Raw genomic sequence first — 24,465 nt, forward strand, 5'->3', positions numbered from 1 at the left:
CCGGTTGCGGCGTGGTTTGTTTGCTTTGGGAGAGGATGCAAGAGAACGGTGAGGCACGCCAGCGGAGAGGGCGCACATCGGTTGTGCAAGGCACGTTTGATGGCTGGGTACGTTGCGCCAGACGAAAACTTGGCAATGAAGAAAGCCTCAACCAACAAGACTTGACTAAAATTTGCTCCTTCGACCACGTGCGGTCTGTGTGGCAGCTTTCATTTGCTCAAACTGCTGCCAGATGCGTTCTTAACCGTTGGTTAACTCATTTAAATCAGTATGTTGGCAGGTCCATCCGTTCGGCCACCTTGAATGCGACACATTGATCCATCATATTTTCTGGTGATCAAGCCACCGCCGTGTATGGTGTTTGCCAAGCGCCGAGGGGAAAAATCCGCTGGCCATGGGAGAAAATTGATGTCTTTGCCTATGCAGTTGGACGCGGCAATTACTGAAAGACTTATTGCTGTGATCCGGGAAAAGTTTGATTTGGATGCCGCTTCTACCATTGAGGTGCAATCGATCGAAGTGGACGCTGAAGAACACAAGATAATAATCGCACTGTCCATTACGACTAACGCTCGCCCGGAGGCTCTCGCCAGAAGTTACCTTGGGCTAACGGGGAGAGTACGTGAAGTGCTCGGCAGTGATTGGTCTGGTTTCTTCCCAGTAATTACTCCCCAAATTCACTCTGGCGCGCATGCTTGATGCAAAACTGGCGGATGGTCATCTTGCTGTAGCTAAACGTCTGGCTACCACAAAACGACCAGCTCAAGCCGACATCAGACGCTCCATCAGCTCGTCCTACTATGCGGTCTTTCATGCGCTTGCGCGGACTTGTGCAAATGCCTTGGTAGGTCGCACCCCAAGCCAACGACCTAACAAGGCGTGGGTTGAAGTCTATAGAGGCTTAAATCACGGCATCTGCAAAAAGGCCTGTGAACAGGCCAATTCGGTGGATTTCCCTCTTTGCATTAAAGAATTTGCTGACGCGTTCCAGCAGCTACAAGAGCATCGTCACAAGGCCGACTACGATCCAAACATTCGGTTTTACAAAGCTGATGCTCAATTCTGGTACGATACAGCAAGGTTGAGTATTGAGAGCCTGCGGTCGGCCAGCAATGTAGACAAAAAGGCTTTCTCAACTTGGGTTTTGATATCTTCCCAAGGTGCTAAGAGCGCGCGCAAAGCAAAGACCGGCAACTAGGCATACGGTGGCTTGCTCAAGAAAGCACTAGCTGGTATTTTTCTGCCGTGCCCATCGCACATCCTTTTTGACCCTTACGCCTCCTATTGGTGGAACGCATGAGGTGATCCGCGAGTGTTGAACTGCTATTCGACGTTAGCTGAAAAGGTGAAAAAATGGCACTTTGTTCTTGGCCTAAGCCCGTGAGCGTTCGCGCTTATGTACGCTTTCGCTTTGGCAAGTGGGAGACTGTGGTCTCCCACTGCCGTGCAAATCCGACGTATTAAGGGGTTGCAGCCCCTACGCCGGTAGCGTGTAAAATAGCGATGGGCGCATCATTAGCCAGAAAAAATCGGTCGGCAAAGGAAATGCGATTGATCTTTGCATGAGGTTTGCCATCGAGTCTTGCGCGCAACACATCCTGTAGATGCACGTTGTAAGCCGCATAGCGCGAAATATCGCATAAGCCGATTGCGCACTCAAACTCAAGGTTAACACAAAGCCCCCTGCCAACCGGCCAACACCGAGCGTACACCCCAACCCTAAGGCAACTCATCCGACGGGATGTTCCCAAAGAACGCGCCCTCGGGACCCACACGCCGAACCCGCTGCTGGACGGCAAGGGCGAACCGCGCATCCCTATCCAGTCGTCGAACGTCTGGTTGTTCTTCTCCGGAAGCGCGCGCAGACCTTGCCGGGACAGGCGGGCTTCGCCTTCGCCTGCGGCCAGAGCCGCCGTCCAGTTCGGGAAGCCCGCTTCGACGTAGTTCACTTTGGACATGTCCAACCGCACGCTGCCATTTGTGCATTTCACACAGCAGTGCGTTTGGATCCATCCGCTCGAAACAGGCTTTCATGAAGTCATCCGGCGACGACAATGCCGAGAACCGTGCGCCAACATTCTTCCTGGTAAAACCCGCGCGACCACCCAAGCGTCGATACGATCATGGCCATACGGTCCGTGCCATCCCGCACATCCAGACCGGACGCATACCCGCCGTTATTCCAAGCCGGGTCCGACGTGGCCGCCAATGACCAGGGTCAGTTTTTCAATGCCGAAGTGTTCTGCGCGCGGCTTGTGTTGAGCGGCGATATCATCAGGTTTGGAATTTGCCCATGGCCTGCGGCGCTGGCCTGGTGTGCGGAGAGGACGCGGTCCCGGCCCCCAACTGGTCGGCAATGACGATTAAGCAATTTGGTGGACCAAGCGCGTGATCAGCGCATACTGTCGTGCGGATCATTCATCTCCTCCCTGAGTGTTCGGCCCCTTCCTCAAGGTGCGACAGGCAGTGTGGCGCGTCACAATCCGCAAGGATTGCATCTTCTGCTTCGACACCCGTCAAGGCGTCGAACGCGCGGGCCCCATGTCCGCGGTGGAAGACGCTTGCAGCGTCGTGGTGGATCGCCGCTTGTGCATCCTGCGCGTCGGTCACGTCCTTGGCCACGGAGATTATCGGGCTTGGCGCATCCGTGACGGTTTGCTGGAAGCCGTCAAACAGGTCAGCTTTTTCGGGGACCTTGTGTAAGGCCGCGCAACCACATTTCCGACGCGGGCGTTGTTCAGCAAAATCAATTGAGACTTGGCGCATGGCGGAGCCGCTCTTTGGCAAGGTCCAGAAAGCTGCGCAGTTTCAGGGACACACGCCTGCCCTCGTAGTGGACCAGATGTATGGGCAGATGTTCGGGCTCATAGTCTTCGAGGACTGTTTTGAGAGACCCGGACTGAAGGTCCGGACCAACCTGATACGACAGAACGCGCGTAAGGCCCCATCCCGATGTCGCAAGGGCGACTGCGGATGCAACGCTGGTTGTGGCCAGTCTGGGGGCAACGCGGGCCACGATGTCTTGTTTCTTTCCAAAGCGCCATTCACTGCTTGGGGTTGTCGCCGGTGCTTCGACGATGCGGTGTTTTGCAAGATCATCTGGCGTTTGCGGCAAACCATGTTCGGCGAAATAGGCCGGGGATCCACAAATGACGCGGCGCACCCGGCCAACCTTGACCGCCATCAATCCCGCAGCGGTCAGCGGCCCGATGCGCACACCGAGGTCCAGCCCCTCTTCGACAAGGTTCACCACACGATCGACCATGAGCATGCTGGCTTTCACTTCGGGAAATAGATCCAGATACTCGGCAAGAATCGGGGCGACATGGAGCCGTCCGAATTCAACTGGCGACGTCAGCCGCAGCGTGCCTTGGGGTATTCCGACCGCACCGGAGACACCATCATTCGCCGCATCAAGATCCGCGAGAATCCCCCGAACCTCATCCAGATAGGTGCGGCCGACATCCGTCAGGCGCACAACACGCGTTGTCCGATTGAACAGGCGCGCACCGAGGCGTTCTTCCAATTCGTTGACGCCTCTGGTGGCCGAGGGCGCGCTGATCCCCAAAGTACGCGCCCCGCCGGAAAAGGTGCCTGCCTCGGCCACGGCGACAAACACTTCCAATGATTGCAAACGGTCCATGACGCCTCGCTTTCATTTCTAATAATGAAATAATGACTTTCCATTTTCCAGTATTATTATCCAAACGAGACATAGTTAGCTTCTTTTCAGAACGAGACACAGACCTCATTTTGAAAGGACAGAGACATGAGCCGCATCCCGACACCCGAGACAATCGCCGATACGCCAGCACAGTCGCAGCCGCTGCTGGCGTCGGTTGAAAAGTCATTGGGATCCGTCCCGAATCTGTTTCGCCTCTTGGCGACCAGCCCGGAGGCGCTGGAAGGTTACCTGGGCCTGAACGGCGCATTGTCCAAGGGCAAGCTCGGCGCTGCAACACGTGAACGCATCGCCATTGCCATCGCACAGACCAATGGGTGTGACTACTGCAACGCTGCCCATACGTTTCTGGCAAAAACCTTTGCCAAATTGGACGAAGCAGAGGTCGCCGCGAACCGCGCGGGTGCGTCAACAGATGCAAAAGCACATGCCGCCGTGTCCTTTGCCGTGAAAGTCGCGACCTCGCGGGGTCGTGTGGATGAACAGGACATCTCGACCGTCCGCGCCGCGGGTTATTCAGACGCAGAGATCATCGAGATCATCGGCCTGATCGCGCTGAACGTGCTGACGAATTACGTCAACGAAGTGTTCCGGACGGACATCGACTTTCCCGCAATCGACACGGCAGCGGCCTGAGCCGGGCACAACAGGAGTTCAAAATGACCACCGAAGCACCGCGTCATCCCCTGCCCCCATTCTCCGAAGAGAGCGCACGCGAAAAGGTGCGCCTTGCGGAAGACGGATGGAATTCGCGCAACCCGGCCAAAGTTGCCTTGGCCTATACCCCCGACAGCGCCTGGCGCAACCGCGCGGAGTTTCCGAAAGGCCGCGGGCAGATCGAGGAATTCCTGACCCGCAAGTGGGACAAGGAACTGGAATACCGCCTGATCAAGGAGCTGTGGGCCTATGGCGGCAACCGTATCGCCGTCCGCTATGCCTATGAGTACCACGACGACAGCGGCAACTGGTTCCGCGCCTATGGCAACGAGAACTGGGAGTTCGACGACAACGGTTACATGGCCAATCGCCATGCCTCGATCAATGAACACCCCATCCGCGAAGAAGACCGCAAGTTCCGCTGGCCGCTCGGCCGCCGCCCGGATGACCACCCCGGCCTCAGCTATTTTGGCTTTTGATTCGAACACCTGAAGGACACGCAAATGACCACCCCGATCAAACTGTACCGCACCCCGAAATCAGGGCACTGCCATCGCGCAGAGCTGATGCTCGCGCTGCTCGGCCTGCCCTATGAAACCATCGACATGGACATGGCCAATGGCGCGCACAAGTCGGAAGAATTTCGCAAGATCAGCCCCTTTGGCCTGGTCCCGGCGATTGACGACAGCGGCTATACGCTGGCCGACAGCAACGCCATTCTGACCTATCTCGTGCAGACCTATGCCAACGGGTCCGACTGGATCCCTGCGGACCCCAAAGAGGCGGCAGAAGTACAGCGCTGGCTGACCATCGCGGCGGACAACATCTATTCAGGACCCTGTGCCGCGCGGCTGGTAAAGGTTTTTGGTACGTCGCATGATCACGGCGCGGCCGTGGCCAAGGCGCATGACCTGTTCAAAACGATGGATGCGCATCTGGAGGGCCGCGACTGGCTTGCCACCGACACGATCACCATCGCGGATGTGGCCGGATACAGCTATGTCGCCCACGCCCCGGAAGGCGGCGTTGATCTTGCGCCATATCCGAATGTGCGTGCGTGGATTGCCCGCGTGGAAGCCCAGCCCGGCTTTGTCGGGATGGCGACGTCCCCGATCCCCGAACTGGCCTAGGGCCAGCCTTGCGTGTCGGGGTCCCTCCCGCCCCGGCACGCCCCTTCCTTCAACACAGGAATGCAACATGTCAGCGATGGAACAGATCAACCCTTTTCACGAAGGTGAATTGAAGGCCCAGGCCCGGGCTGGCGTCGGCGATGTCGCCAAATGGGCCGGTGGGTTCATCCGGGACTATTTGCCCGAACAGCATCGCGACTTTCACACGAATTTGCCGTTTCTGGTGGTTTCGGGCGCAGATGCCCAAGGCAACACCTGGATTACGATGCTGGAGGGGCCAGACGGGTTCGCAACGTCTCCGGATATCCGCCGGATCGACCTGGCAACGGCGTTGGACAAGACGGACCCGCTTGCGGAAACCTTTGAAACCGGCACGGATATCGGCGTGCTGGGCATTGAGCTTGCGACCCGACGCCGCAACCGGTTCAGCGGCCATATTCGTGGAACCCCAGAAGGGTATGCGATCGACATCCGCCAGACCTTTGGCAACTGCCCGCAATACATTCATGAACGTGTCTGGACGCGCGCAGCCAAGCCTGCTGTTCCGCAAGCGCAGACAGGTGCGGCGTTGACCGCTGCCCAGATCGCGCAGATCGAGGCAGCAGATACGATGTTCATAGGCTCCGGCCATCAGGGCGACGTGGGCGCAGCCTCCAATGGTTTTGACGCCAGCCACCGTGGCGGTGCACCGGGTTTTGTCCATGTTGCAGACCCCACGCATCTGCAGATCCCCGACTATGCCGGGAACAACTTTTTCAACACCATCGGCAATCTGGTCGCGAACCCGCGGATCGGGCTGCTCTTTGTCGACTTTGAAACCGGCAGTCTGCTGCACCTGACGGGGCGCGCCGAAATCGACTGGTCCCCGCGCAACGCCCACGACCCGGACGCATGGCGCGTGATCAATGTTGAAATCGACCAGGTCATCGAACGCCCCGGCGCGGTCGGTCTGCGGTGGAACACACAGGATCACCTCGGCCGCCGCCTGAAAGTGGCCAAGCGGGTCCAGGAAAGCGCGTCGATCACGTCCTTCTATCTTGAGGCCATTGACGGTCGTGCACTGGACCCGTTCAAGGCCGGTCAGCATCTGCCGATCGAGGTTCAGATCCCCGGTCAGGCCGGCACTTCAAAACGCAGCTATTCGCTGTCGGGGAACCCCGGTGACCTGTCGCAGTATCGCCTGAGCATCAAACGCGAAGACAAAGGGCTGGTCTCCCGTTTCTTGCATGACGCGCTACAGACCGGCGGCGTGATCGACGCGAGGCCTCCGTCGGGTGACTTTGTGATCCCGTGCAGCAATTGCCCCCTGGTCCTGATCAGCGCCGGTGTCGGGCTGACACCGATGGTCTCTGCGCTGTACGCAAACGCGGACCAGACGGATCGCAACGTGTGGTATGTGCATGGCGCGCGCAATGGGCGTGATCACGCCCTGAAGGCTGAGGTTGACGCCCTTGTTGCGCAGAACACGGCGCTGACCAGACGTATCTTCTACAGCCAGCCGGATGCGTCGGATGTGTTGGGGCGTGACTATGATGTGCAGGGTCGCATCACAGCCGGTGACGTCCTCGATTTAAGCGCAGGCCCAGACGCCCGCTATATGCTCTGCGGTCCGGCCGCCTTTCTGTCGGATATGCGCGCTGGTCTGGAAGCTGCCGGTGTGCCCGCGGACAACATCCACTTTGAAACCTTCGGCCCGACCGGCTGATTTTTTCAGGCGCAAGGAACCATCTGAAGACACGGCACCTCGTTGCCGATCGGTTCGCGACCTTGGCAATACCGCACGCGATGGAATTGAAGCCACTGATGCAGCCGATCTTTTGACCGGCACGCCGCGCTTTCAGGATCAATCGCTCTGGTTCCTCGAAGCACATCTCGACGAGGGCTGATGCACAAGAACGGGCGGCACATCTGGGTACCGCTCGTTTTTCCCATGATCCGGCAGGTCCGCGTGGCAAACAAGTCAGGAAATACGCAGGTTCCGGTACTGGGAAGCCGATTTTTGATAACCCGGATCAAGCTGGATAAACAAAGGCCGACCGACACGTTGGCCAAACGCCTCTCGCATCACTGGTTCAAGGGTGACATCGCGGTTCAACCAGCGCGAACGGTGTAGCCTTCGGCGAGGGCTTGGGTGACGACCGGAGCCCCTTGGGCGCCGGTTGCTTCGAAAATGGCGACGGTCTTTGACATGTCTTGGGTCCTTTCTGAATGGTCAGACGGTTGCGAGGTTGGACGGGTTTGATGGCAAGGCATCGGCCCGGCCGTAATAGGCCCGATGGTCCACCACGCTGACCCGGTTTCCATCGCTGCGCAGCACCGTCGGCACCCCGCGCGATCCAACCGCGGCCATCAGGGCCTTGGCCTTGTCGGCCAGCACCTGCGCCTTTGCCTCCAGTTCAGGGGTGCCCAGCGTCTCCGTGTCTTCGGGCGCAATGCCTTCCTTGATCAGGGCCGCAACAATGGCTGCACGGTTGGTCGAGGACACGCCTTGACCAACCGTGCAGGCCTTCCAACTTACGGCGAATTTGCGCTCCGTGCCTTGGTCGTGAACCAGTGCCGCCGCCTGTGCCGAGTATTTCGAAGTCAGCACTCCTGTCGGCGACATGGCAATGTTGTCTTTATAGGCCTGGGTAATCTCCTGACCGGTCAGAGCTTCGATCCGTGGGATCAGAACATCGACGATTTGCGCGCCTTTGCCCTCGCTTATCTTGGGACGGTAGTCGCCTTCAAAAAAGGTGGCGGTGCTGCACCTCTGCCGCGCCGTGGCACCAACCGCAATAAGTGTCATAGATGATGGTGATTTTCCCGTCAGACATGGGGTGTCTCCTTGAATTTACCGAAGGAATAGAGGGCTTTAGGCGTCCTGCTTTTCCATCATGGCAAAGTGGTCGAGCACCTTTTCGTGCATGTCGGGGTGATGGGTTTCGAGGTGATCCATTTGCATGATCTTGAAGCCGTCTGGGATGTCGTCACCTGCGAGGATCTGCCCGAGCGCGCCGACGATTTCCGAAACCAACGGACGGTCCTTGGCCCCTCCGATATTCATCTCGCTTGGTACGATGGCCCAGCGATACAGAACGCGACCTTTGCTGTCCTCGATCACGATGCCGGGTTGCACCATGCCGTTGGGATAGAGCTCGGGCATCCCTGCTTTCACCGGATTTTCAGCCTGCGGCGTGATGAAGATGTCGTGGCGCAGGGCCTCGGTGTTGTCTTCGTCAACGACCACGTGGAACTTCAGATCGTTGTTGGCCTTCGACTGGTTGCCCGCTTGTGACGTGTAGGCAACCACTTGGACACCCAGCGCCTGCACGCGATCCAGCGCGTCGTTGAAATCGCGCAATTGAGCGTTGCACCAAGGGCATCAGTCGCCGCGGAAAAAGACTTTTGTTGTGAAAGTGTGCGTCATGTCATTTGGCCCTGTTTGATTGATTGGTTGCGGCAACGCAGTCTTTTTCCATTGACCGGTCTGCAAGGAACGGGGGAAGCTTCACCGTCGGTGACTCCCGGCGGCGAGGCTCCGACCAAACGGTGACCCTTGGTCAGATGAAAGCGCCACGCACGTTGCGCGCCTTCAACGGGGGCGATCTTTGGCGTGATGTCCCATAACAGTTCAACCGTGCCGGTCAGTTGCACGAGGTCGCCCGAGGCAAAGTCGATGAACAAAAGTCCCGCCTTCGGATTGACCAGAAAATTGCCGAGGGTGTTGAAGGCAAAATTGCCGGAGAAATCAGGCACGGTCAGCGTGTTGCCGTCGATCTTGACGAAACCTGCATTTCCTCCGCGATGGTTCACATCGACACCACCGTTGCTGCGCGGGTCATCGACCGGATTGTGACTGGCAACAAAGAACGTGTCGGCCCCTCAGACAATCGCGCGCTCTGCGTCACCCAGCGCGGTGAAGTCACGCCGATCAGAAGCGGCAGCAACACGCGGATCACGGGTGAACGCCATATCTTTGGTGTGGATATACTGGGGACAGTTGCCGAATGCCTTTTGCAATTGATCAGCGCTTGGCAAAGATGAAGCGCAATCGGCGCGTCGTGTTGCAGGTTCCCGATTTCGACAGCGCCCTGACGTTGATCAGGGGGACGGACATCATTGTGACCCTGCCGGATGTTCTTTCAGCGCCGGGCCTTTCGCGCATCAGTCCCTCATCGGCGACCGAGCCGCCAACCTCCGGCATGCTCCCTATCCTACGGCAGCTCCTCCGACGGGATGATCCCGAAGAACGCACCGGACGACCACACGCCGAACCAGCCGTCGTGGTGCACGCCCAGATCGACAAGGCGGTAGAAGCTCTTGCGGTCGATCAGCGCCTCCAGATCGGCGCGGATCAGGATGTAGGGGGCTGGCTCTCCGGTTTCGGCATCGCGCTCGACGCGGATGGGATGGTCGGGCCCGGCCACGGCCATGTCGTCCACATGGGTGGTAAAGGTCAGCACCTGGTCAGTACCCTGCCCCGCCGCCTCGAAGTCAATCGCGACAAAGGGGGCGTCATCGACGGTGATGCCCACCTTTTCCACCGGCGTGACGAGGAAGTATTTTCCGTCCTCGCACTTGAGAATCGATGAGAACAGTTTGACCAGACCGGGCCGGCCAATCGGCGTGCCTTGGTAAAACCACGTCCCGTCCCGCGCGATACGCATGTCCAGATCACCGCAGAACGGCGGGTTCCACAGGTGCACCGGCGGCAAACCGCGCGTTTTTGCGGCGGTGATCGACGCAACAAGGCCGTCTGCGTCGGGTGTCACGGTTTTTTGTCCACTCATATGTTTTGCCATTCCATCCTGAGGCAATAGGTTGTGAGATAGCATATATCCCGAATGAAAGAGATGTCATGACCGACGCTGAGGACCTTGTGACCGAAATCGAAGCCCTGGGCGGCAAGCTGGCGCAGGCCAAGGCGTCGATCACCCGGCGGTTCATCGGGCAGGAGCGTGTCGTTGACCTGACGTTGACGGCCCTGCTGTGCGGGGGGCACGGGTTGCTGATCGGTCTGCCGGGACTGGGCAAGACGCGGCTGGTCGAGACGCTGAGCACGGTGATGGGGCTGGATGGCAACCGGATCCAGTTCACGCCGGACCTGATGCCTGCGGATATTCTGGGCTCTGAGGTGCTGGACACTGCCGAGGATGGCACGCGGTCGTTCCGGTTTCTGCCCGGGCCGGTGTTTTGCCAGCTGCTGATGGCGGACGAGATCAACCGCGCCTCGCCGCGGACGCAATCGGCGCTGTTGCAGGCGATGCAGGAAAAGACGGTGACGGTCGCGGGGCAAGACCGCCCGCTGGGCGTGCCGTTCCATGTGCTGGCCACGCAGAACCCGATCGAGCAGGAGGGCACCTATCCCCTGCCCGAGGCACAGCTGGACCGGTTCCTTGTGCAGATCGACGTGGTGTATCCCGATCGCGCGACCGAGCGGGACATCCTGATGGCCACGACCGGCATCGAGGACGCGCAATCCACGCAGGTGTTCACGGGCGAGGAATTGCTGGCCGCACAGACCCTGTTGCGGCGCATGCCGGTGGGCGACAGCGTGGTCGAGATGATCCTCGACCTGGTGCGCGCCTTCCGCCCGGACGAGGCCGACGCCTCGGAGCGGGTGCGCGAGACGGTGGCCTGGGGCCCCGGCCCGCGTGCCGCGCAGGCGCTGATGCTGGCGGTACGCGCGCGCGCCCTGCTGGACGGACGGTTGGCGCCGTCGGCGGAGGACGTGATCGACATGGCCCGCCCGGTGCTGAGCCACCGGATGGCGCTGAACTTTGCCGCGCGGGCGCGGGGCGACAGCCTTGCCGACCTGATTGACAGCACCGCAGCGGGCCTTGGCCGTCAGGAGGCCGCCGCGTGACATCGCCGCTGGCCCTTCGGGAACAGGCAGAGACGCAGGCCGCGCGCCTGCCGGCGCTTTTGGCGCGGGCGGAGCAGTTGGCCGGGGCCGTCCTGTTGGGCGAACATGGCCGCCGCCGCGCGGGCATGGGCGATGATTTCTGGCAGTACCGCCCGGCCCAGATCGGTGACAGCCGCCGCATGATCGACCACCGCCGCAGCGCCATGGGCGACGTGCAGTTCGTGCGCGAACGCGAGTGGCAGATCGCGCAGTCGGTGATGCTTTGGGTCGATCAGGGGGCCGCGATGCGCTTTGCCTCGACCGATGCGCTGCCGACCAAGGCCGAGCGGGCGCGGGTGCTGGCGCTGGCCACTTCCATCCTGCTGATCCGGGGCGGCGAACGTGTGGGCCTGACCGGCACGCGGTTGCCGCCGCGCCGGGGCGGCGCGCAGGTACTGCGTCTGGCCGAGATGTTTTCCGAGGATGCCGAGGACGACTATGCCCCGCCCGAACACCGGGCGATGATCCCCCATGCGCGCGCCGTGTTCATCTCGGATTTCATGGGCAATATCGATGACGTGCGCACCGCGCTGACCAAGGCCGCGGACCGGGGCGTGCGCGGCGTGCTGCTGCATGTGCTGGACCCTGCAGAAGAGGCGTTTCCCTTTCGCGGGCGCACCGTGTTCGAAAGCGTCGGCGGCACGCTGGAGCATGAGACGCTGAAGGCCTCGGACCTCAAGGCGCGCTATCTGGACCGGCTGGCCGCGCGCAAGGCCGAGTTGCAGCAGCTTTGCGCCGTGGCCGGGTGGCAATACGGGCTGCACCACACCGAAACGACCGCGCAATCGGGCCTGTTGTGGCTGTGGCGGGCGCTGGATGGCGGGCGGGCGCGGACATGACCGTGTTCGGCCCCATCGGCTTTGCCGCGCCCTGGCTGCTGCTGGCGCTGCTGGCGCTGCCTATTCTGTGGTTCATCCTGCGGGCGATCCCGCCCGCGCCGATCCGCAGGCGGTTTCCCGGTGTCGCCCTGCTGCTTGGGTTGCAGGACGACGAGGCGGTGTCGGACCGCACGCCCTGGTGGTTGCTCTTGCTGCGGATGCTGGCGGTGGCAGCGATGATCCTGGGGCTGTCCGGGCCGGTCCTGAACCCCGAAGACAGTGCCGATGCGGGCGACGGGCCGCTGCTCATCGTGGCCGATGGCAGTTGGGCCGGTGCGGGCCGCTGGCCCCAACAGATCGAGGCGATCCAGTCCGAGCTGCGCCGCGCCGGTGCCGCCGGACGCGAGGTTGCCTTGCTGCATCTGGCCGACCCGCAACCGGCTGTGTTTCAGGCCGCCAATGCCGTAGAAAGCCGCCTGCCCGGTCTGGCCCCTGTGGCGTGGCAACCGGATGCGGAGATTGCGGGCGCACTGCCCGAAGGCGGGTTCGAAACGGTGTGGTTCAGCGATGCGCTGGACTATCCCGCGCGCGCCGACCTGCTGACACTTTTGGAGGCGCGCGGCCCGGTGCGTGTGACCCAATCGGTGGCCGATGTCGTGGCGCTCCGGCCCGCGACTTATCTTGACGGGCTGGTGCAGCTGACCGCCGTACGGTCGGCCGAGGGCGCAGAGCGCGGCGTGACCGTACTGGCGCAGGGCCGCGACCCTGCGGGCAATGCGGCGACGCTGGCCTCGGCCAATGCGGTCTTTGCCCCCGGCGACACGGTGGCCGAGGCCGCGCTGTCCCTGCCTGCGGAACTGCGCGCCCGCGTCACCCGGTTCGAGGTACAGGCCGCGCGGTCGGCGGGGGGCGTTACGCTGGTCGATGACAGCCTGCGCCGCCGCGAGGTTGCCCTGATCGCCAGCCGCGAGGGGCGCGAGGGCCTCGAACTGCTGTCGCCGCTGCACTACCTCGAGCGCGCGCTTGCACCCACCGCGGACCTGCTGCGCGGGTCGTTGGGCGATGTGCTGCCCGCGAACCCGGATGTGATCGTACTGGCCGATGTGGCCACCCTGTCCCCCGGCGAGGCCGAGGCCATCGCCGCCTGGGTCGAGGAAGGCGGGCTGCTGTTGCGCTTTGCCGGGCCGCGGGTTGCGGCCAGCGATATCAGCCGCGTGGACGAAGACCCGCTGATGCCCGTGCGCCTGCGGTCGGGCGGGCGCAGCGTTGGCGGCGCGATGAGCTGGGGATCGCCCAAGACGCTGGCCCCGTTTCGCGAGGGGTCGCCCTTCTTTGGCCTCGACGTGCCAGACGACGTGGCCATCACCGCGCAGGTCATGGCACAGCCCGACCCGACGCTGGCCGAACGCGTGATTGCCGAGCTGAGCGATGGCACCCCGCTGGTCACGCGCAAGCGCAGCGGTCTGGGGCAGATTGTGCTGTTCCACGTCACCGCCAATGCGGAATGGTCGTCGCTGCCGCTGTCGGGCCTGTTTGTCGAGATGCTGGAACGGCTGGCCGTGTCGTCGGCCAGCACCGCGCCCTCGGCCGAGGATCTGGAGGGCACCATCTGGACTCCGCAGATCGTGATGGACGGGTTTGGCGGGCTGTCGGATGCGGGCACGCGCCCCGGCGTGGCCGGGCCAACGCTGGTCAGCGATCCGCCGGGCCCTGCGCTGTTGCCCGGCGTCTATGTGTCGGGTGATCGCAGCCTTGCGCGCAACGTGCTGACGGCCGACACGGTGCTGACCCCGGCCAGCTGGCCCGCGCGGATCCCGGTGTCGGGGCTGAGCACGCAGCCGCAGCGCGCGCTGGGCGGGCTTTTGCTGGCGCTGGCCATTGGGCTGTTGCTGGCGGATGTGATTGCCTCGCTGGCCTTGTCGGGTCGCTTGACCGGGCCGCTGCGGGCCGGGCGCGCGGCCGCGGTGGGCCTTGCGCTGATGCTGGCGCTGCCCAGCCCGCAGGCCCACGCGCAGCAGGCCATCGACGCCGAGATCGCCGCCGCGTCCGAGGTGGTGCTGGCCCATGTGCTGACCGGCAACGGGTCGGTGGACGAAGTGGCAGAGGCCGGGCTGCGCGGTCTGTCGGACACGCTGTTTTTCCGCACCTCGGTCGAGCCTGCGCCGCCCATCGGCGTGAACCTCGAAACCGACGAATTGGCGTTCTTTCCCATTCTCTATTGGCCCGTGACCCCGGACCAGCCGCGCCCCTCGCGCGAGGCTTATGCCAAGCTGAACGATTACCTGCGGTCGGGCGGCCTGATCCTGTTTGACACGCGCGACGGTGATGTGGCCGGGTTTGGGGCCTCCAGCGCCAATGGCCGCAAGTTGCAGGATCTGGCCGCGCCGCTGGACATCCCCGCGCTGGAACAGATCCCCCGCGACCACGTGCTGACGCGCACCTTTTACCTGTTGCAGGACTTTCCCGGTCGCCACACCGGGGGCGAGGTCTGGGTCGAGGCCGCCCCGCCCGGTGCCGAGCAGATCGAGGGCATGCCCTTTCGCAACCTCAATGACGGCGTGACGCCGGTGGTGATCGGCGGCAATGACTGGGCGTCGGCCTGGGCGGTGACACCGTCGGGGCAGGCGATGCTGCCCGTCGGGCGCGGTTTTGGCGGGGAACGTCAGCGCGAGCTGGCCTACCGCTTTGGCGTGAATCTGATCATGCACGTGCTGACAGGCAATTACAAAAGCGACCAGGTCCATGTGCCTGCCTTGCTGGATCGGTTGGGACAATGACGGGCACCGTTCTCTTTGCGCCGCTGCTGCCGTGGCCTGTGATCGCCGTATTGGCCGTGGTGGTGCTGGCCGCCGTGCTGCTGGCCGCGTTGCGTGGCCTCAGTGGCTGGGCCTTGCGCGGCTGCGCCGGGCTTGTGGTGCTGGCCGCCCTGTCGGGCCCTGCCCTGCAACAGGAAGACCGCGCCGCGCTGTCGGATATCGTGATCCTCGCCGAGGATCAGAGCGCCAGCCAGCGCCTGCCCGGACGCCCGGAGCAAAGCGCGGATGCCGCCGATGCCCTCGCCGCCACGTTGGCCGCGCGCGAGGGTGTCGAGGTGCGCCGCGTCACCGTGCCGGATGGCGACGAGGATGCGGGCACGCGCCTGATGACCGCCCTGTCGGATGCACTGGCCGAGGAACCGCGCGCCCGTGTCGCGGGCCTTGTCGCGATCAGCGACGGGCAGGTCCACGACCCCGATCTGGCGCTGGATCTGCCCGCGCCGCTGCACCTGTTGCTGACGGGGCGCGAGACGGATTGGGACCGCAGGTTGCTGGTCAAGAACGCGCCCGCCTTTGCCATCATCGGTGAGCCCGTGACCCTGACCCTGCGGATCGAGGACAGCGGCGCAGCCCCCACCGATACCGGCCTTGCGCCCATCGACATCTCGGTCGACGGCGCGCCCGCGCAGCGGTTCAACGTGCGCATCGGAGAGGATATCGACCTGCCCGTGACCCTGCCCCATGGCGGGCGCAACGTGATCCAGTTCACCGTGCCGGAAGCGGACGGAGAGCTGACCGACCGCAACAACACCGCGCTGATCCAGATCAACGGCGTACGCGACCGTCTGCGCGTGCTGCTGGTCTCGGGCGAGCCGCACGCGGGCGGGCGCACATGGCGCAACCTGCTGAAATCCGACAGTTCCGTGGATCTCGTGCACTTTACCATCCTGCGGCCCCCGGAAAAGCAGGATGGCGTGCCGGTGGGCGAACTCAGCCTCATCGCTTTTCCCACCCGCGAGCTGTTTCTGGAAAAGATCGACGATTTCGACCTGATCATCTTTGACCGCTACAAGCGCCGCGGCATCCTGCCTGCGCTCTACCTCGACAACGTGGCGCGCTATATCCGCGAGGGCGGGGCCGTTCTGGTGGCGGCGGGGCCGGATTTCGCCGGTGCCGACAGCCTCTATCGCTCGCCCCTGGGCGCGGTGATGCCGGCGATGCCCACCGCGCGCGTGCTCGAGGATCCCTACCGCCCCACCGTGTCCGAGATCGGCCAGCGCCACCCGGTAACCACCGGCCTGCCCGCCGCCGGTGACTGGGGCCGCTGGCTGCGCCAGATCGACGTCGATGCCCGGTCGGGCACCATCGTTATGGAGGGGATCGACGAGCGTCCCCTGCTGGTGCTGGACCGCGTGGGCGAGGGGCGCGTGGCGCTGCTGGCGTCGGACCACGCGTGGCTGTGGAACCGCGGCTACGAGGGCGGCGGGCCGCAGCTCGAGCTGTTGCGGCGGCTGGCCCACTGGATGATGAAGGAACCCGAACTGGAGGAAGAGGCGCTGACCGCGACGGCCACGGGCCAGTCGATGCGCATCCTGCGCCGCACCTTGCAGGAAACCGTGCCGCCGGTGATCATCACCCATCCCGACGGCACCCAGACCCAGCTGGACATGACCGAGGCGCAACCGGGCCAGTTCGAAACCCGCTTTGACGGTCCCGAGATCGGGCTTTACCGCCTTGAGAACGGCGACCAGGCTGCGGTGATCGGCCTTGGCCCCGCCGCCCCGCGCGAGTTTGAGGCGACCATCGCCACCGGCGACGTGCTGGCCGAACGGGTCGCGGCAACGCGCGGCGGTGTGTTGCGCATCGAAGAGGGCGTGCCGCGCATCCGCACCGTGCGCGCGGGTCGCCCGGCCGCCGGGCGCGGCTGGATCGGGATCACCCCGCGCGGCGCCTACGAGACGCAGGACGTGCGGCAGATGTCGCTCTTGCCGCCATGGCTGGTGCTGCTGCTGGCGGCAGGGTTCATCACCGCGGGCTGGCTGCGTGAGGGGCGGCGCTGATCACGGTCTGACCTCGACCGACACGGTTGCGGACCGCCCCGCGGCATCGATCACGGCGATATCCGAAAACCCGGTGGACAGGTGGCCGATGTCGATGGCACGGCTGCGCGCGCGCGTTGCCACGGGCGCGCCGTTGACCAGCACGGTCAGAGGCAGCGCCCCACCCTCGACCTTGATCACCGCGTCGTGCTGCGCCAGCACCGCCCCGTGCGGCGGAAAGGCCACCGCAGGCGCGATGCCCGTCCGCTGCGCGGGCCCAAAGCGGCGCAGCGGCGCAGGCAGATCGGCAGAGGCCAGCATCAGCGTATCGGGCGGCGGTGGTGGCGGCGGCGCAAGCGCAGGTTTCAACAGGCCAAACGCCTCGAACAGCACCGGGGCCGCGTGATCGCCGCCAAAGGCACCCGGCACCGCCGTACCGTCCGGGCGGCCCATCCACACGCCGATCACGTGCTGCCCGTCAAACCCCACGGCCCACGCGTCGCGATGCCCATAGGACGTGCCCGTCTTGTAAGCGAGGCCCGCGCGCCCGCCCTGTGGCGGCGGCAGGCCGCGCAGGATGTCGCCCACCTGCCACGCCGCGCGCGGCGACAGGACCTGACGCCTGATGCCCGGGGTGACGCCCGTTACGCGCAGCGGCGTGGCCTGCCCCAGCTGTGCGATGCCCGCATAGACCTGAACCAGATCGGTGAGGGTGATACCCAGCCCGCCCAGCGCCACGGCCAGACCCGGCTGGCCCTGCACCTCGGGTGCTGCGCCAAAGGCGCGCATCCCCGCCATCACCCGCGCCGGGCCCAGCGCATCCGTCAGCGCGACGGGTGGGATGTTCAGCGACAGTTGCAATGCGGTGCGCGCGGTGACGTCACCGCGAAACTGACCGTCAAAGTTCTGCGGCGCATAGCGGCCAAAGCGCGTGGGCCGGTCGGCAAAGACCGTCTCGGGGTGGGCGAGGCCCCGGTCAAAGCCCAGCGCATAGATCAGCGGCTTGAGCGCCGAACCGGGCGACCGTCTGGCCCGCGTCATATCGACAAAGCCTGCGACGCCGCCCGTGTCGGCATAGTACGGTGCGCCGACCTGAGCGAGGATCTCGCCGCTCTGGTGATCGGCAACGACCAGCGCCAGCGACACGCCTGCCGCCTTGCCCGCCGCGTGCGTGCGCACAAGGTCCCGCATCCGCCGTTGCAGTGCTGCGTCCAGCGTGGTGTCGAACCGGGTCGCCAGCGGGTCAGCGGTGCGCAGCGCATCGGCCAGATGCGGGGCAAGCCGGGGCATGGGGCGCATCGCGCGCGGCACATCGGCCGCAACGGGAGCGGCACCCACGCGGGCCAGCACCCGGTCACGCGCAGCACGGGCGGCATACGGGAACCGGTCGGGGCGGCGCGCCTCGGGCGCTTGCGGCAGCGCCACCAGCAGCGCGGCTTGCGCCGGGGACAGGCGCGCGGGCTCCTTGCCGAACCACAGATACGCGGCGCTGCGTACCCCTTCGATCCGGCCCCCAAAGGGCGCGTGCTGGGAATAGAGGTGCAGGATCTCGTCCTTGCTCAGCCGCCGTTCCAGCGCCCAGGCCAGCCGCATCTGCCGCAGCTTGCCGCGCAGCGATCCGGTGCCCGAGTTCTCCAGCAGACGCGCCACCTGCATCGTGAGGGTCGAGCCGCCTGACACGACCCGCCCCCGATACGCCGCCTGCCCCGCCGCCCGCAGCAGCGCGCGGCCATCGACGCCGGAATGCCCGTAGAACCGTTTATCCTCGTAAGCGATCAGCATCGCAAGGTATGCGGGATCGACCGCGCCCGGCGTCACCGCCAGCCGCAGGATACCGTCCTCGACCGCAAAGGCGCGCAAGAGGTGCCCGTCACGGTCGCGCATCTCAACCCCGCTCTGGCTGAGAGTGGTGGGCAGGACGGCCCGGTCCACCCACGCGTCCCAGCCATCGCGCAGCCCCGCCGCGCCCAAGAGCAGCGCAGCGAGCCAGACAAACGGGCGGTGGGTCACTCGACGACCTCGACGCGGCCTGTGCCGGTGATGGCGCGGTATTCGGGGCGGTACATGTCCTCGACCAGTGCGGCAGGGTGGTGGAAGTCACCCGGACTGACCGCCCGCGCGATATAGGCCAGCACAAAGGGCTCGGCCCCGCGGTGATCCACGGCGGCGACAAAACGGTCGGTGCGGAACTCGGCGTGCTCCACCGGCGCGGGCGACAGCCAGTCCAGACCGCGCACATCCCCCGACCGCAGCAGCGCCGGGTTGTCGATCTCGATCCCCGCAGGCAGCGGATCGTCGATGATCAGCCGCGCGCCGACTTCTTCAACGGGTTGCACCTCGACCACGATCACCCGGCGTTCGCCGATGCGCCACGGCCCGTCCACCGCCTGCCCCTCAAGGTCATAGGACGCGCGGCGGATGGCATAGCCGTAGCCGCCCGCCCCCGGTGCGACCAGCGGCACGCCAAGGCGCGTGAGGGTCACGTCCTGCGCCACGCCCGACACGTTGCGGATCACCGATGTGGGCTGGCCGGGGCTGCGTTGCTCAACCACCGGACCGGGCACAGCCACGTCATCCACGGTCAGCGCGGCAGGGCCCGACCCGTCCCGCAGCGCCTGCGCGGCCATCAGCACCTGCGCGGCCTCTTGCGTCGAATAGCGGCCCGTGCGGGCGGTCACCTGTGCGGCCAGCCGGGACTGGTCCACACGGGTGCTGCCCGCCTCGGCGGCCAGGTGCAAAAGCCCCGCCGCATCGCGCAGCGCGGTGCCAAAGTCCTGCCGCAGCGTGGCGCGCTCCGCCCCCTGGGCCGCAAGCGCCAGATCCTGCGCGAGGCCGAACATCCGGTCCGCGCGGGTCTGTTCGCCGTAGCTCGCCAGCGCCGCGCCCAGTTGCGCCCGTGCAAGCGGGGTGGCCAGCGCCGTGGCCTTGGTGTCGGCATAATACCGCAGATCCCCCATCGACGCGGCCCCCGCACGCGCCAGCACCATCAGCGCATAGGCGATATCCTCGCCCCCTTGGTCAAAGTCGGGCGCGTAGTTGATGCGGTTGCGCAGGTTGTCCAGCGCCAGCCGCAGCGCGCGCTCCGGCACGGCATAGCCCTGCGCCTGCGCTCGCGTCAGGAAATCGGTTACATAGGCATCAAGCCAGAAATCCCCCGACTGCGCCCGCCACAGACCAAAGGCCCCGTTGCTGGCCTGCCGCGCCAGCACCCGCCCAATCGCCTGATCGACACGCGCCTGCACATCGCCCAGTCCCAGCGCGCTTGCGGTTTGCGGCACATAGAGCAGCGGCAGCGCCGCCGACGTCACCTGTTCGGTGCAGCCATAGGGATAGCGGTCAAGCTGGCGCAAGAGGCCCGGCATGTCGAACCGCGCCAGCGGCCCCGCGGCAAGCGTGGCGCGCGCCGTGGCGGGGCGCAGCCCGTCGAACACGTTGTCGTCAAAGGTCAGCGCTTCGCCCGCGCCCAGCTCGATCCGGCGGGTCAGCGCTACGGCCGGGTCATTGGCCCGCACGCCCAGCGTCAGCGTCTTGGTCAGCTCCGCCCCCGACGGCGTGGTCAGCGCGACCGAGATCGTGTGATCACCCGTCTGATCCGCCGTCAGCGGCAGCGACACGCGCACCGTCCCGCCCGCGCCCAGCGTGATGGCGGCGGGGGCCGCACCGATGCTCAGCCCCTGCGCCGCGACCCGCAGCGGCATGTCGCCCTCGGGTCCGTCCGCGTGCACGAATTCCAGCATCACGCGGCTGCGGTCACCGGGCGCCATAAAGCGCGGCATCGCCGCCGACACCACGACCGGGTCGCGGGCGATCAGGTCACGGGACGCCTGCCCCACCCCCTGATCCGACCACGCCACCGCCATCAGCCGCACGGTGCCGTTGAAATCCGGGCGCGGCACCGTCATGCGTGCCACCCCGTCCGGCCCCACCGGGACCGGCCCGACAAAGGCCGCCATGACCGCCTCGGTCGGGGGCGGCCCTTCGCGGGTCATGCCCCCGGTGGCGTCTCCGCCCGAGCGCACGGCACCCATGGCCCCGCCACCTGCAATCAGCCGCCCGTACATGTCGCGCATGTCCACGCCCAGCCGCCGCTGGCCGAAATAGTGCCCCTGCGGGTCCGGCGGCGCAAAACCGGTGAGGTTCAGGATCCCCACATCCACCGCCGCCAGCGTGACATAGCCCGCCGCGCCGTCCAGTCCGTCCACGGTGACCGATACCTCGGTGCTGCCCGCCTGCCCCGGTGCCTGTTCGGGCGCGTCGATCCGCACGGCCAGTGCCGCGTCGCCGGGATCGATGGCCGCATGGGCCACGCCCAGCACGCGGGTGGGGCCGATCGCCTCGGCCCCGGTGCCGCGCAGCACCGACGCGGTGACATAGGCCCCGGTGCCCCAGTCGGCGGTCACATCCAGCGGGATCACCGTCTCTCCGGCCTGCACCGGCACGGCCTGCCGCGCGATCACGCCATTCGACAGGACCGACACCAGCGCCACGCCGTCAAAGGGCGGCACCAGCCGCAGATGCGCCCGGTCGCCCACGCGGTAACGGTCAGCATCCAGCGACAGCGCCAGACGATCCGGCGTGCTGCTGGCATCGCCGCCGCCATACCACCCGGCGGCAAAGCCCACGGAACTGGCGGCATACGCACCTTCGGTCGTCTCGACCACCAGCTCGTAATCACCCCAGTCGGTGCCCACCGACACAGGCACCGGCCCTTCGCCCAGTTGCGCGGACCCACGGGCGACGCGGATGCGGCGCGTCACCGGCTCCCAGTTCCAGTTGCCATAAAGTTGATACCACTGATACCGCGTCTCCACCCGGTTCAGCGTCCACTGCACGGCCAGGTCAGCCGCACCCGGAGCCACCAGTTCAAACGTGGCCTCCGCCCCCTCGGGCAGGACATCGTCAAAGCCGGGCTTGATCCCGATCACCGGGCCTGCGGGGGCGATGGGCCGGGTCAGGGTGCGTTCGACCGGACGCCCGCCACTGTCGGACACGCGCACGCTGGTCACCGCCTCAAGCAGCACGCCGTCGGGCGTAACATCGGGCAGGGCAAAGCTGATCACCGCGCGGCCATCCGCATCCGTGCGCCCGCCGTCGAAATACCGCCGCTGCGTGGCAAAGGCCGCGTCGTGGCGGCCAAAGCGGTAACCGGGCCAGGCGGCAATGCCGTCGCGCCGCTGCACGCGCACGTCGCCCTCGACCGCGAGGTCGGCCCCCGGCGCGCCAAAGAGGTACTGCGCATCCGTGCGGATCACCGCAGGGGCGGACAGGCGCATCTGATCATCGGCCATGGCCAGCGTCACGTCGATCCGGTCGGGCACGAAATCCTCGACCAGCACGGTCTGCGTGGCCAGCGGCGGCGCGTCGAGGTCGCCCTTGACCTCGATCCGCCATGTGCCGCGCGGGGCGGCCCCGTCCAGCGGCAGGGCCAGCACGTGGCCCCCGGCCTGATCGGCGGTGCTGACCGTGCGGCTGTATTCCACCCCGTCCGGGCGGAGCAGGATCGCGGTCAGCGGCAGGCCCGCCATCGCGCGCGCCCGGCCATCGCGGGCCAGCGCCGTGGCGTGGATCGTGGCACCGGGGCGATAGGCACCCCGGTCGGTGGTCAGGAACACATCGACCGGCGGCGCGGGCGGACGCCCCGCCACACCCCGGTCCGACAGGTCAAAGGCCGGGTCGGTCAGCGGCAGGAACACGAAATCATCGCCCGTCTCGACCTGCACCAGCGCCGGGGCCGCCGACCCGCGCCCGCGCGTCAGCCCCGCGTCAAAGCGCGCGAACCCGTCCGCGTCCGTTGTGGCCGTGCCCAGCACCGCATTGGCGCGCGACACCAGCCGCACGGTGGCCTCTGGCACGGCGCCCGCATCGCTCAGACGGCGGACGGCGGTGGTCAGGCCGTCGGTACCCTGCCAACTGCTCAGCCCCAGATCCGACAACACGAACCACTGCGCTGCTGCCAGCACATTATCCCCCGCAGGCCCGGTGGGCCGGGCCGTCAGGACATAGACGCCCGGCGCCTGTTCGGACAGCACATCGCCCAGCGGCAGGCGCGTGCGCATGTCGACGTTCAGCGTGTTTTCAACCGTCCCGGTGCCGCGCCACACCTCCTCCGCGATCTCGTCACGGAACTGGTCCTCTTGCCATTGCGACAGGGGGCGGCCAAAGAAATCGCGCCGCAGCGACTGGACAAGGTTGCGGTCGCTCACGCGGCTGAGCACGAGGGCCACCTCGGTCAGGTTGACCGTCTCGACCGGAATGGACGCGCCCGCGCTGCGCGGCAGGACATAGCTGCGCCCCGGAAACCGCACCGATGGCGCGCGGTCACGGACATAAAGCGTCAACGCCACATCCTTGTGCAGCACCTCGCCCGTCTCGGCCGGCAGGCCCGCGCGCAGGGTCACGCGGTAGCGTTCGCCGTGGCGCACACCGTCAAGGCACAGGTCACTGCCCTCGGCCTGCACCACGAGGCCTGCGGCCTCGGTCCGCACAAACGGGTCGTAATCGACGCCCGCCTGCACCAGCGGATCGGAAAAGGTGGCGCAGATGCGCGGCACGGCGCTGTCATTATCGACGCGCGTGTCCGTCACGCGGAACCCGTATTTGCCAATCGCCGTGTCGAGCGCCGCAGCGATATCATCGCGCGGCTGGATCTGCTGCGCCAGCCGCAGGGCACGCACCGTGTCGCGCCCCCGGCCATTGGCCTCGAAGGCGTCCGCCAGGATGTCCAGCGCGCTGACCTCGGCCGCGGCAGAGGGCGCGCGCAGATAGGCGTTTATCGCCGCCGCAACGGCCCCGCTGCGCGCCTCGCGCCGCTGGCGGGCGGGCACCGCATCACCCAGCCGCAGCGCCACATAGGCATAGCGCGCCCACAGATCCGACGCATCGCTCAGCGCCACGGCGGCCCCGGTCCAGCGCAGCGCCTGCGCCCGGTCACCGCCCTGCCACGCCGCGCGCGCCGCTTGCGTCAAGGCCTCGACCGTCTGGCCGTTCACCGGAAAACGCGCGCCCATGGCACGGGCCTGCGCGCGGGCCGCCTCGATGTCCTGTGCGCTCAGATCCAGCCGCGCGGCGGCATCGGCGGCCCATGCCTGCACCTGCGCCGGGGTGGTCACCCGCTCTGCCGACAGCGCGCCCACATAGGGTTGCCGTTCGCTGATCGCGGATTTGGGGAAACAGGCCGCCGACCGGGTGTTGTAGGTGAACGCCACACAGGCGCTGTCCGCGCTGCACGCGAGCTGGCAGGCATCAAAGGTCGTATCAAACAGCGCCGTGCGGTCCGAGCCAAAGAAATCCACATCCTGGCTGAGCACATAGCGGTCCTGCGGCAGGACCGACTGGGCCGCCGCCACACCCGCCCACATCAACATCACAAAAGGCAGAACAACAAAACGCATCTGGGAATCTCCGACCGGACAGGGGGCACTTGGGCCCAGCCTGCCACGCGGCCGCCCGGCCTTGCAAATGTTTCACCCGCAGGGGTTAAGCCGATGTTCACCTTC

At 65.5% G+C, this 24,465-nt stretch carries 21 protein-coding genes; 12 read left to right on the forward strand and 9 right to left on the reverse strand.

What is annotated here, in order from left to right; translation table 11 throughout:
• Window positions 1-303: 303 nt before the first annotated feature.
• On the forward strand, window positions 304-699 hold the full coding sequence (locus tag Q0949_RS11520; RefSeq protein WP_299371998.1) for a hypothetical protein: 396 nt from the start codon (window positions 304-306) through the stop codon (window positions 697-699).
• The gene (locus Q0949_RS11525; RefSeq protein ID WP_299372001.1) at window positions 692-1,198 is read left to right on the forward strand and encodes a hypothetical protein; all 507 of its coding nucleotides are present in this window, start codon (window positions 692-694) and stop codon (window positions 1,196-1,198) included. Before Q0949_RS11520 ends, Q0949_RS11525 begins: the two co-directional genes overlap by 8 nt.
• A gap of 262 nt (window positions 1,199-1,460) precedes the next feature.
• Here Q0949_RS11525 and Q0949_RS11530 read toward each other — a convergent pair whose 3' ends face one another.
• Window positions 1,461-1,958 carry a hypothetical protein gene (locus Q0949_RS11530; protein WP_299372004.1) on the reverse strand — a complete coding sequence of 166 codons (498 nt, stop codon included), beginning with the start codon at window positions 1,956-1,958 and terminating at the stop codon, window positions 1,461-1,463.
• A gap of 508 nt (window positions 1,959-2,466) precedes the next feature.
• Here Q0949_RS11530 and Q0949_RS11535 point away from each other — a divergent pair.
• Window positions 2,467-2,703 carry a hypothetical protein gene (locus tag Q0949_RS11535; protein ID WP_299372007.1) on the forward strand — a complete coding sequence of 79 codons (237 nt, stop codon included), beginning with the start codon at window positions 2,467-2,469 and terminating at the stop codon, window positions 2,701-2,703.
• A 43-nt stretch (window positions 2,704-2,746) separates the two neighbouring features.
• On the opposite strand, the gene Q0949_RS11540 is transcribed toward Q0949_RS11535, so the two are convergent.
• A complete protein-coding gene (locus Q0949_RS11540; protein ID WP_299372010.1) occupies window positions 2,747-3,643 on the reverse strand; it encodes a LysR family transcriptional regulator in 897 nt (298 codons plus the stop codon).
• Between the two features lie 126 nt (window positions 3,644-3,769).
• Here Q0949_RS11540 and Q0949_RS11545 point away from each other — a divergent pair, with 126 nt between their 5' ends.
• The 4 genes from Q0949_RS11545 to Q0949_RS11560 all read left to right on the forward strand — a co-directional run bounded on the left by Q0949_RS11545 (window position 3,770) and on the right by Q0949_RS11560 (window position 7,174).
• Window positions 3,770-4,318, forward strand: coding sequence for a peroxidase-related enzyme (locus Q0949_RS11545; protein ID WP_299372013.1), 549 nt, complete (start codon window positions 3,770-3,772; stop codon window positions 4,316-4,318).
• 23 nt (window positions 4,319-4,341) lie between these two features.
• On the forward strand, window positions 4,342-4,818 hold the full coding sequence (locus Q0949_RS11550) for a nuclear transport factor 2 family protein (protein ID WP_299372016.1): 477 nt from the start codon (window positions 4,342-4,344) through the stop codon (window positions 4,816-4,818).
• A gap of 24 nt (window positions 4,819-4,842) precedes the next feature.
• Complete coding sequence (locus tag Q0949_RS11555; protein ID WP_299372019.1) at window positions 4,843-5,469, forward strand: glutathione S-transferase family protein; 627 nt, start codon at window positions 4,843-4,845, stop codon at window positions 5,467-5,469.
• 67 nt (window positions 5,470-5,536) lie between these two features.
• Entirely contained in the window at window positions 5,537-7,174 is a 1,638-nt protein-coding gene (locus tag Q0949_RS11560) for a pyridoxamine 5'-phosphate oxidase family protein (RefSeq protein ID WP_299372022.1), read from the forward strand.
• 507 nt (window positions 7,175-7,681) lie between these two features.
• Here Q0949_RS11560 and Q0949_RS11565 read toward each other — a convergent pair.
• The 3 genes from Q0949_RS11565 to Q0949_RS11575 form a co-directional block, all read right to left on the reverse strand.
• A complete protein-coding gene (locus Q0949_RS11565; RefSeq protein WP_299372025.1) occupies window positions 7,682-8,257 on the reverse strand; it encodes a hypothetical protein in 576 nt (191 codons plus the stop codon).
• A gap of 66 nt (window positions 8,258-8,323) precedes the next feature.
• Complete coding sequence (locus tag Q0949_RS11570) at window positions 8,324-8,812, reverse strand: hypothetical protein (RefSeq protein WP_366524030.1); 489 nt, start codon at window positions 8,810-8,812, stop codon at window positions 8,324-8,326.
• A gap of 62 nt (window positions 8,813-8,874) precedes the next feature.
• Window positions 8,875-9,264: a pyridoxamine 5'-phosphate oxidase family protein gene (locus tag Q0949_RS11575; protein ID WP_366524031.1), complete on the reverse strand. Its 390-nt coding sequence runs from the start codon at window positions 9,262-9,264 to the stop codon at window positions 8,875-8,877.
• Between Q0949_RS11575 and Q0949_RS11580 the strand changes: the two genes are divergently transcribed.
• Window positions 9,256-9,495, forward strand: a complete 240-nt coding sequence (locus Q0949_RS11580) for a hypothetical protein (RefSeq protein WP_299372028.1) — start codon at window positions 9,256-9,258, stop codon at window positions 9,493-9,495. The genes Q0949_RS11575 and Q0949_RS11580 overlap by 9 nt on opposite strands.
• Here Q0949_RS11580 and Q0949_RS11585 read toward each other — a convergent pair.
• Both Q0949_RS11585 and Q0949_RS11590 read right to left on the reverse strand, forming a co-directional pair.
• Window positions 9,476-9,655, reverse strand: a complete 180-nt coding sequence (locus Q0949_RS11585) for a hypothetical protein (RefSeq protein ID WP_299372031.1) — start codon at window positions 9,653-9,655, stop codon at window positions 9,476-9,478. The genes Q0949_RS11580 and Q0949_RS11585 overlap by 20 nt on opposite strands.
• A 10-nt stretch (window positions 9,656-9,665) precedes the next feature.
• Window positions 9,666-10,241 (reverse strand): DUF1285 domain-containing protein, encoded by a 576-nt coding sequence (locus tag Q0949_RS11590; protein WP_299372033.1) that lies wholly within the window; start codon window positions 10,239-10,241, stop codon window positions 9,666-9,668.
• A gap of 68 nt (window positions 10,242-10,309) precedes the next feature.
• On the opposite strand from Q0949_RS11590, the gene Q0949_RS11595 reads away from it, so the two are divergent.
• The 4 genes from Q0949_RS11595 to Q0949_RS11610 are packed head-to-tail and all read left to right on the forward strand — an operon-like array spanning window position 10,310 to window position 16,990.
• Window positions 10,310-11,317 carry a MoxR family ATPase gene (locus tag Q0949_RS11595; protein ID WP_299372035.1) on the forward strand — a complete coding sequence of 336 codons (1,008 nt, stop codon included), beginning with the start codon at window positions 10,310-10,312 and terminating at the stop codon, window positions 11,315-11,317.
• Window positions 11,314-12,195 (forward strand): DUF58 domain-containing protein, encoded by an 882-nt coding sequence (locus Q0949_RS11600; RefSeq protein ID WP_299372037.1) that lies wholly within the window; start codon window positions 11,314-11,316, stop codon window positions 12,193-12,195. Before Q0949_RS11595 ends, Q0949_RS11600 begins: the two co-directional genes overlap by 4 nt.
• Window positions 12,192-14,951, forward strand: a complete 2,760-nt coding sequence (locus tag Q0949_RS11605; RefSeq protein WP_299372040.1) for a DUF4159 domain-containing protein — start codon at window positions 12,192-12,194, stop codon at window positions 14,949-14,951. Before Q0949_RS11600 ends, Q0949_RS11605 begins: the two co-directional genes overlap by 4 nt.
• A complete protein-coding gene (locus Q0949_RS11610) occupies window positions 14,948-16,990 on the forward strand; it encodes a glutamine amidotransferase (RefSeq protein WP_299372043.1) in 2,043 nt (680 codons plus the stop codon). The genes Q0949_RS11605 and Q0949_RS11610 overlap by 4 nt, the downstream gene beginning before the upstream one ends.
• On the opposite strand, the gene pbpC is transcribed toward Q0949_RS11610, so the two are convergent.
• Together pbpC and Q0949_RS11620 are read right to left on the reverse strand one after the other, a co-directional pair.
• Entirely contained in the window at window positions 16,991-18,979 is a 1,989-nt protein-coding gene (pbpC, locus tag Q0949_RS11615) for a penicillin-binding protein 1C (RefSeq protein ID WP_299372045.1), read from the reverse strand.
• On the reverse strand, window positions 18,976-24,360 hold the full coding sequence (locus Q0949_RS11620) for an MG2 domain-containing protein (protein ID WP_299372047.1): 5,385 nt from the start codon (window positions 24,358-24,360) through the stop codon (window positions 18,976-18,978). Before Q0949_RS11620 ends, pbpC begins: the two co-directional genes overlap by 4 nt.
• Window positions 24,361-24,465 lie beyond the last annotated feature (105 nt).

The organism is uncultured Tateyamaria sp. (genome assembly GCF_947487805.1).
GTDB lineage: Bacteria > Pseudomonadota > Alphaproteobacteria > Rhodobacterales > Rhodobacteraceae > Tateyamaria.

Coding starts and splice junctions, on each gene's coding strand:
- Q0949_RS11530 (WP_299372004.1), bottom strand. CDS start 1,958: ATGTCCAAAGTGAACTACGTCGAAGCGGGCTTCCCGAACTGGACGGCG.
- Q0949_RS11605 (WP_299372040.1), top strand. CDS start 12,192: ATGACCGTGTTCGGCCCCATCGGCTTTGCCGCGCCCTGGCTGCTGCTG.
- Q0949_RS11580 (WP_299372028.1), top strand. CDS start 9,256: ATGGTTCACATCGACACCACCGTTGCTGCGCGGGTCATCGACCGGATT.
- Q0949_RS11620 (WP_299372047.1), bottom strand. CDS start 24,360: ATGCGTTTTGTTGTTCTGCCTTTTGTGATGTTGATGTGGGCGGGTGTG.
- Q0949_RS11560 (WP_299372022.1), top strand. CDS start 5,537: ATGTCAGCGATGGAACAGATCAACCCTTTTCACGAAGGTGAATTGAAG.
- Q0949_RS11590 (WP_299372033.1), bottom strand. CDS start 10,241: ATGAGTGGACAAAAAACCGTGACACCCGACGCAGACGGCCTTGTTGCG.
- Q0949_RS11520 (WP_299371998.1), top strand. CDS start 304: ATGCGACACATTGATCCATCATATTTTCTGGTGATCAAGCCACCGCCG.
- Q0949_RS11550 (WP_299372016.1), top strand. CDS start 4,342: ATGACCACCGAAGCACCGCGTCATCCCCTGCCCCCATTCTCCGAAGAG.
- Q0949_RS11555 (WP_299372019.1), top strand. CDS start 4,843: ATGACCACCCCGATCAAACTGTACCGCACCCCGAAATCAGGGCACTGC.
- Q0949_RS11565 (WP_299372025.1), bottom strand. CDS start 8,257: ATGACACTTATTGCGGTTGGTGCCACGGCGCGGCAGAGGTGCAGCACC.
- Q0949_RS11525 (WP_299372001.1), top strand. CDS start 692: ATGCTTGATGCAAAACTGGCGGATGGTCATCTTGCTGTAGCTAAACGT.
- Q0949_RS11540 (WP_299372010.1), bottom strand. CDS start 3,643: ATGGACCGTTTGCAATCATTGGAAGTGTTTGTCGCCGTGGCCGAGGCA.
- Q0949_RS11545 (WP_299372013.1), top strand. CDS start 3,770: ATGAGCCGCATCCCGACACCCGAGACAATCGCCGATACGCCAGCACAG.
- Q0949_RS11585 (WP_299372031.1), bottom strand. CDS start 9,655: ATGCCGGAGGTTGGCGGCTCGGTCGCCGATGAGGGACTGATGCGCGAA.
- Q0949_RS11610 (WP_299372043.1), top strand. CDS start 14,948: ATGACGGGCACCGTTCTCTTTGCGCCGCTGCTGCCGTGGCCTGTGATC.
- Q0949_RS11595 (WP_299372035.1), top strand. CDS start 10,310: ATGACCGACGCTGAGGACCTTGTGACCGAAATCGAAGCCCTGGGCGGC.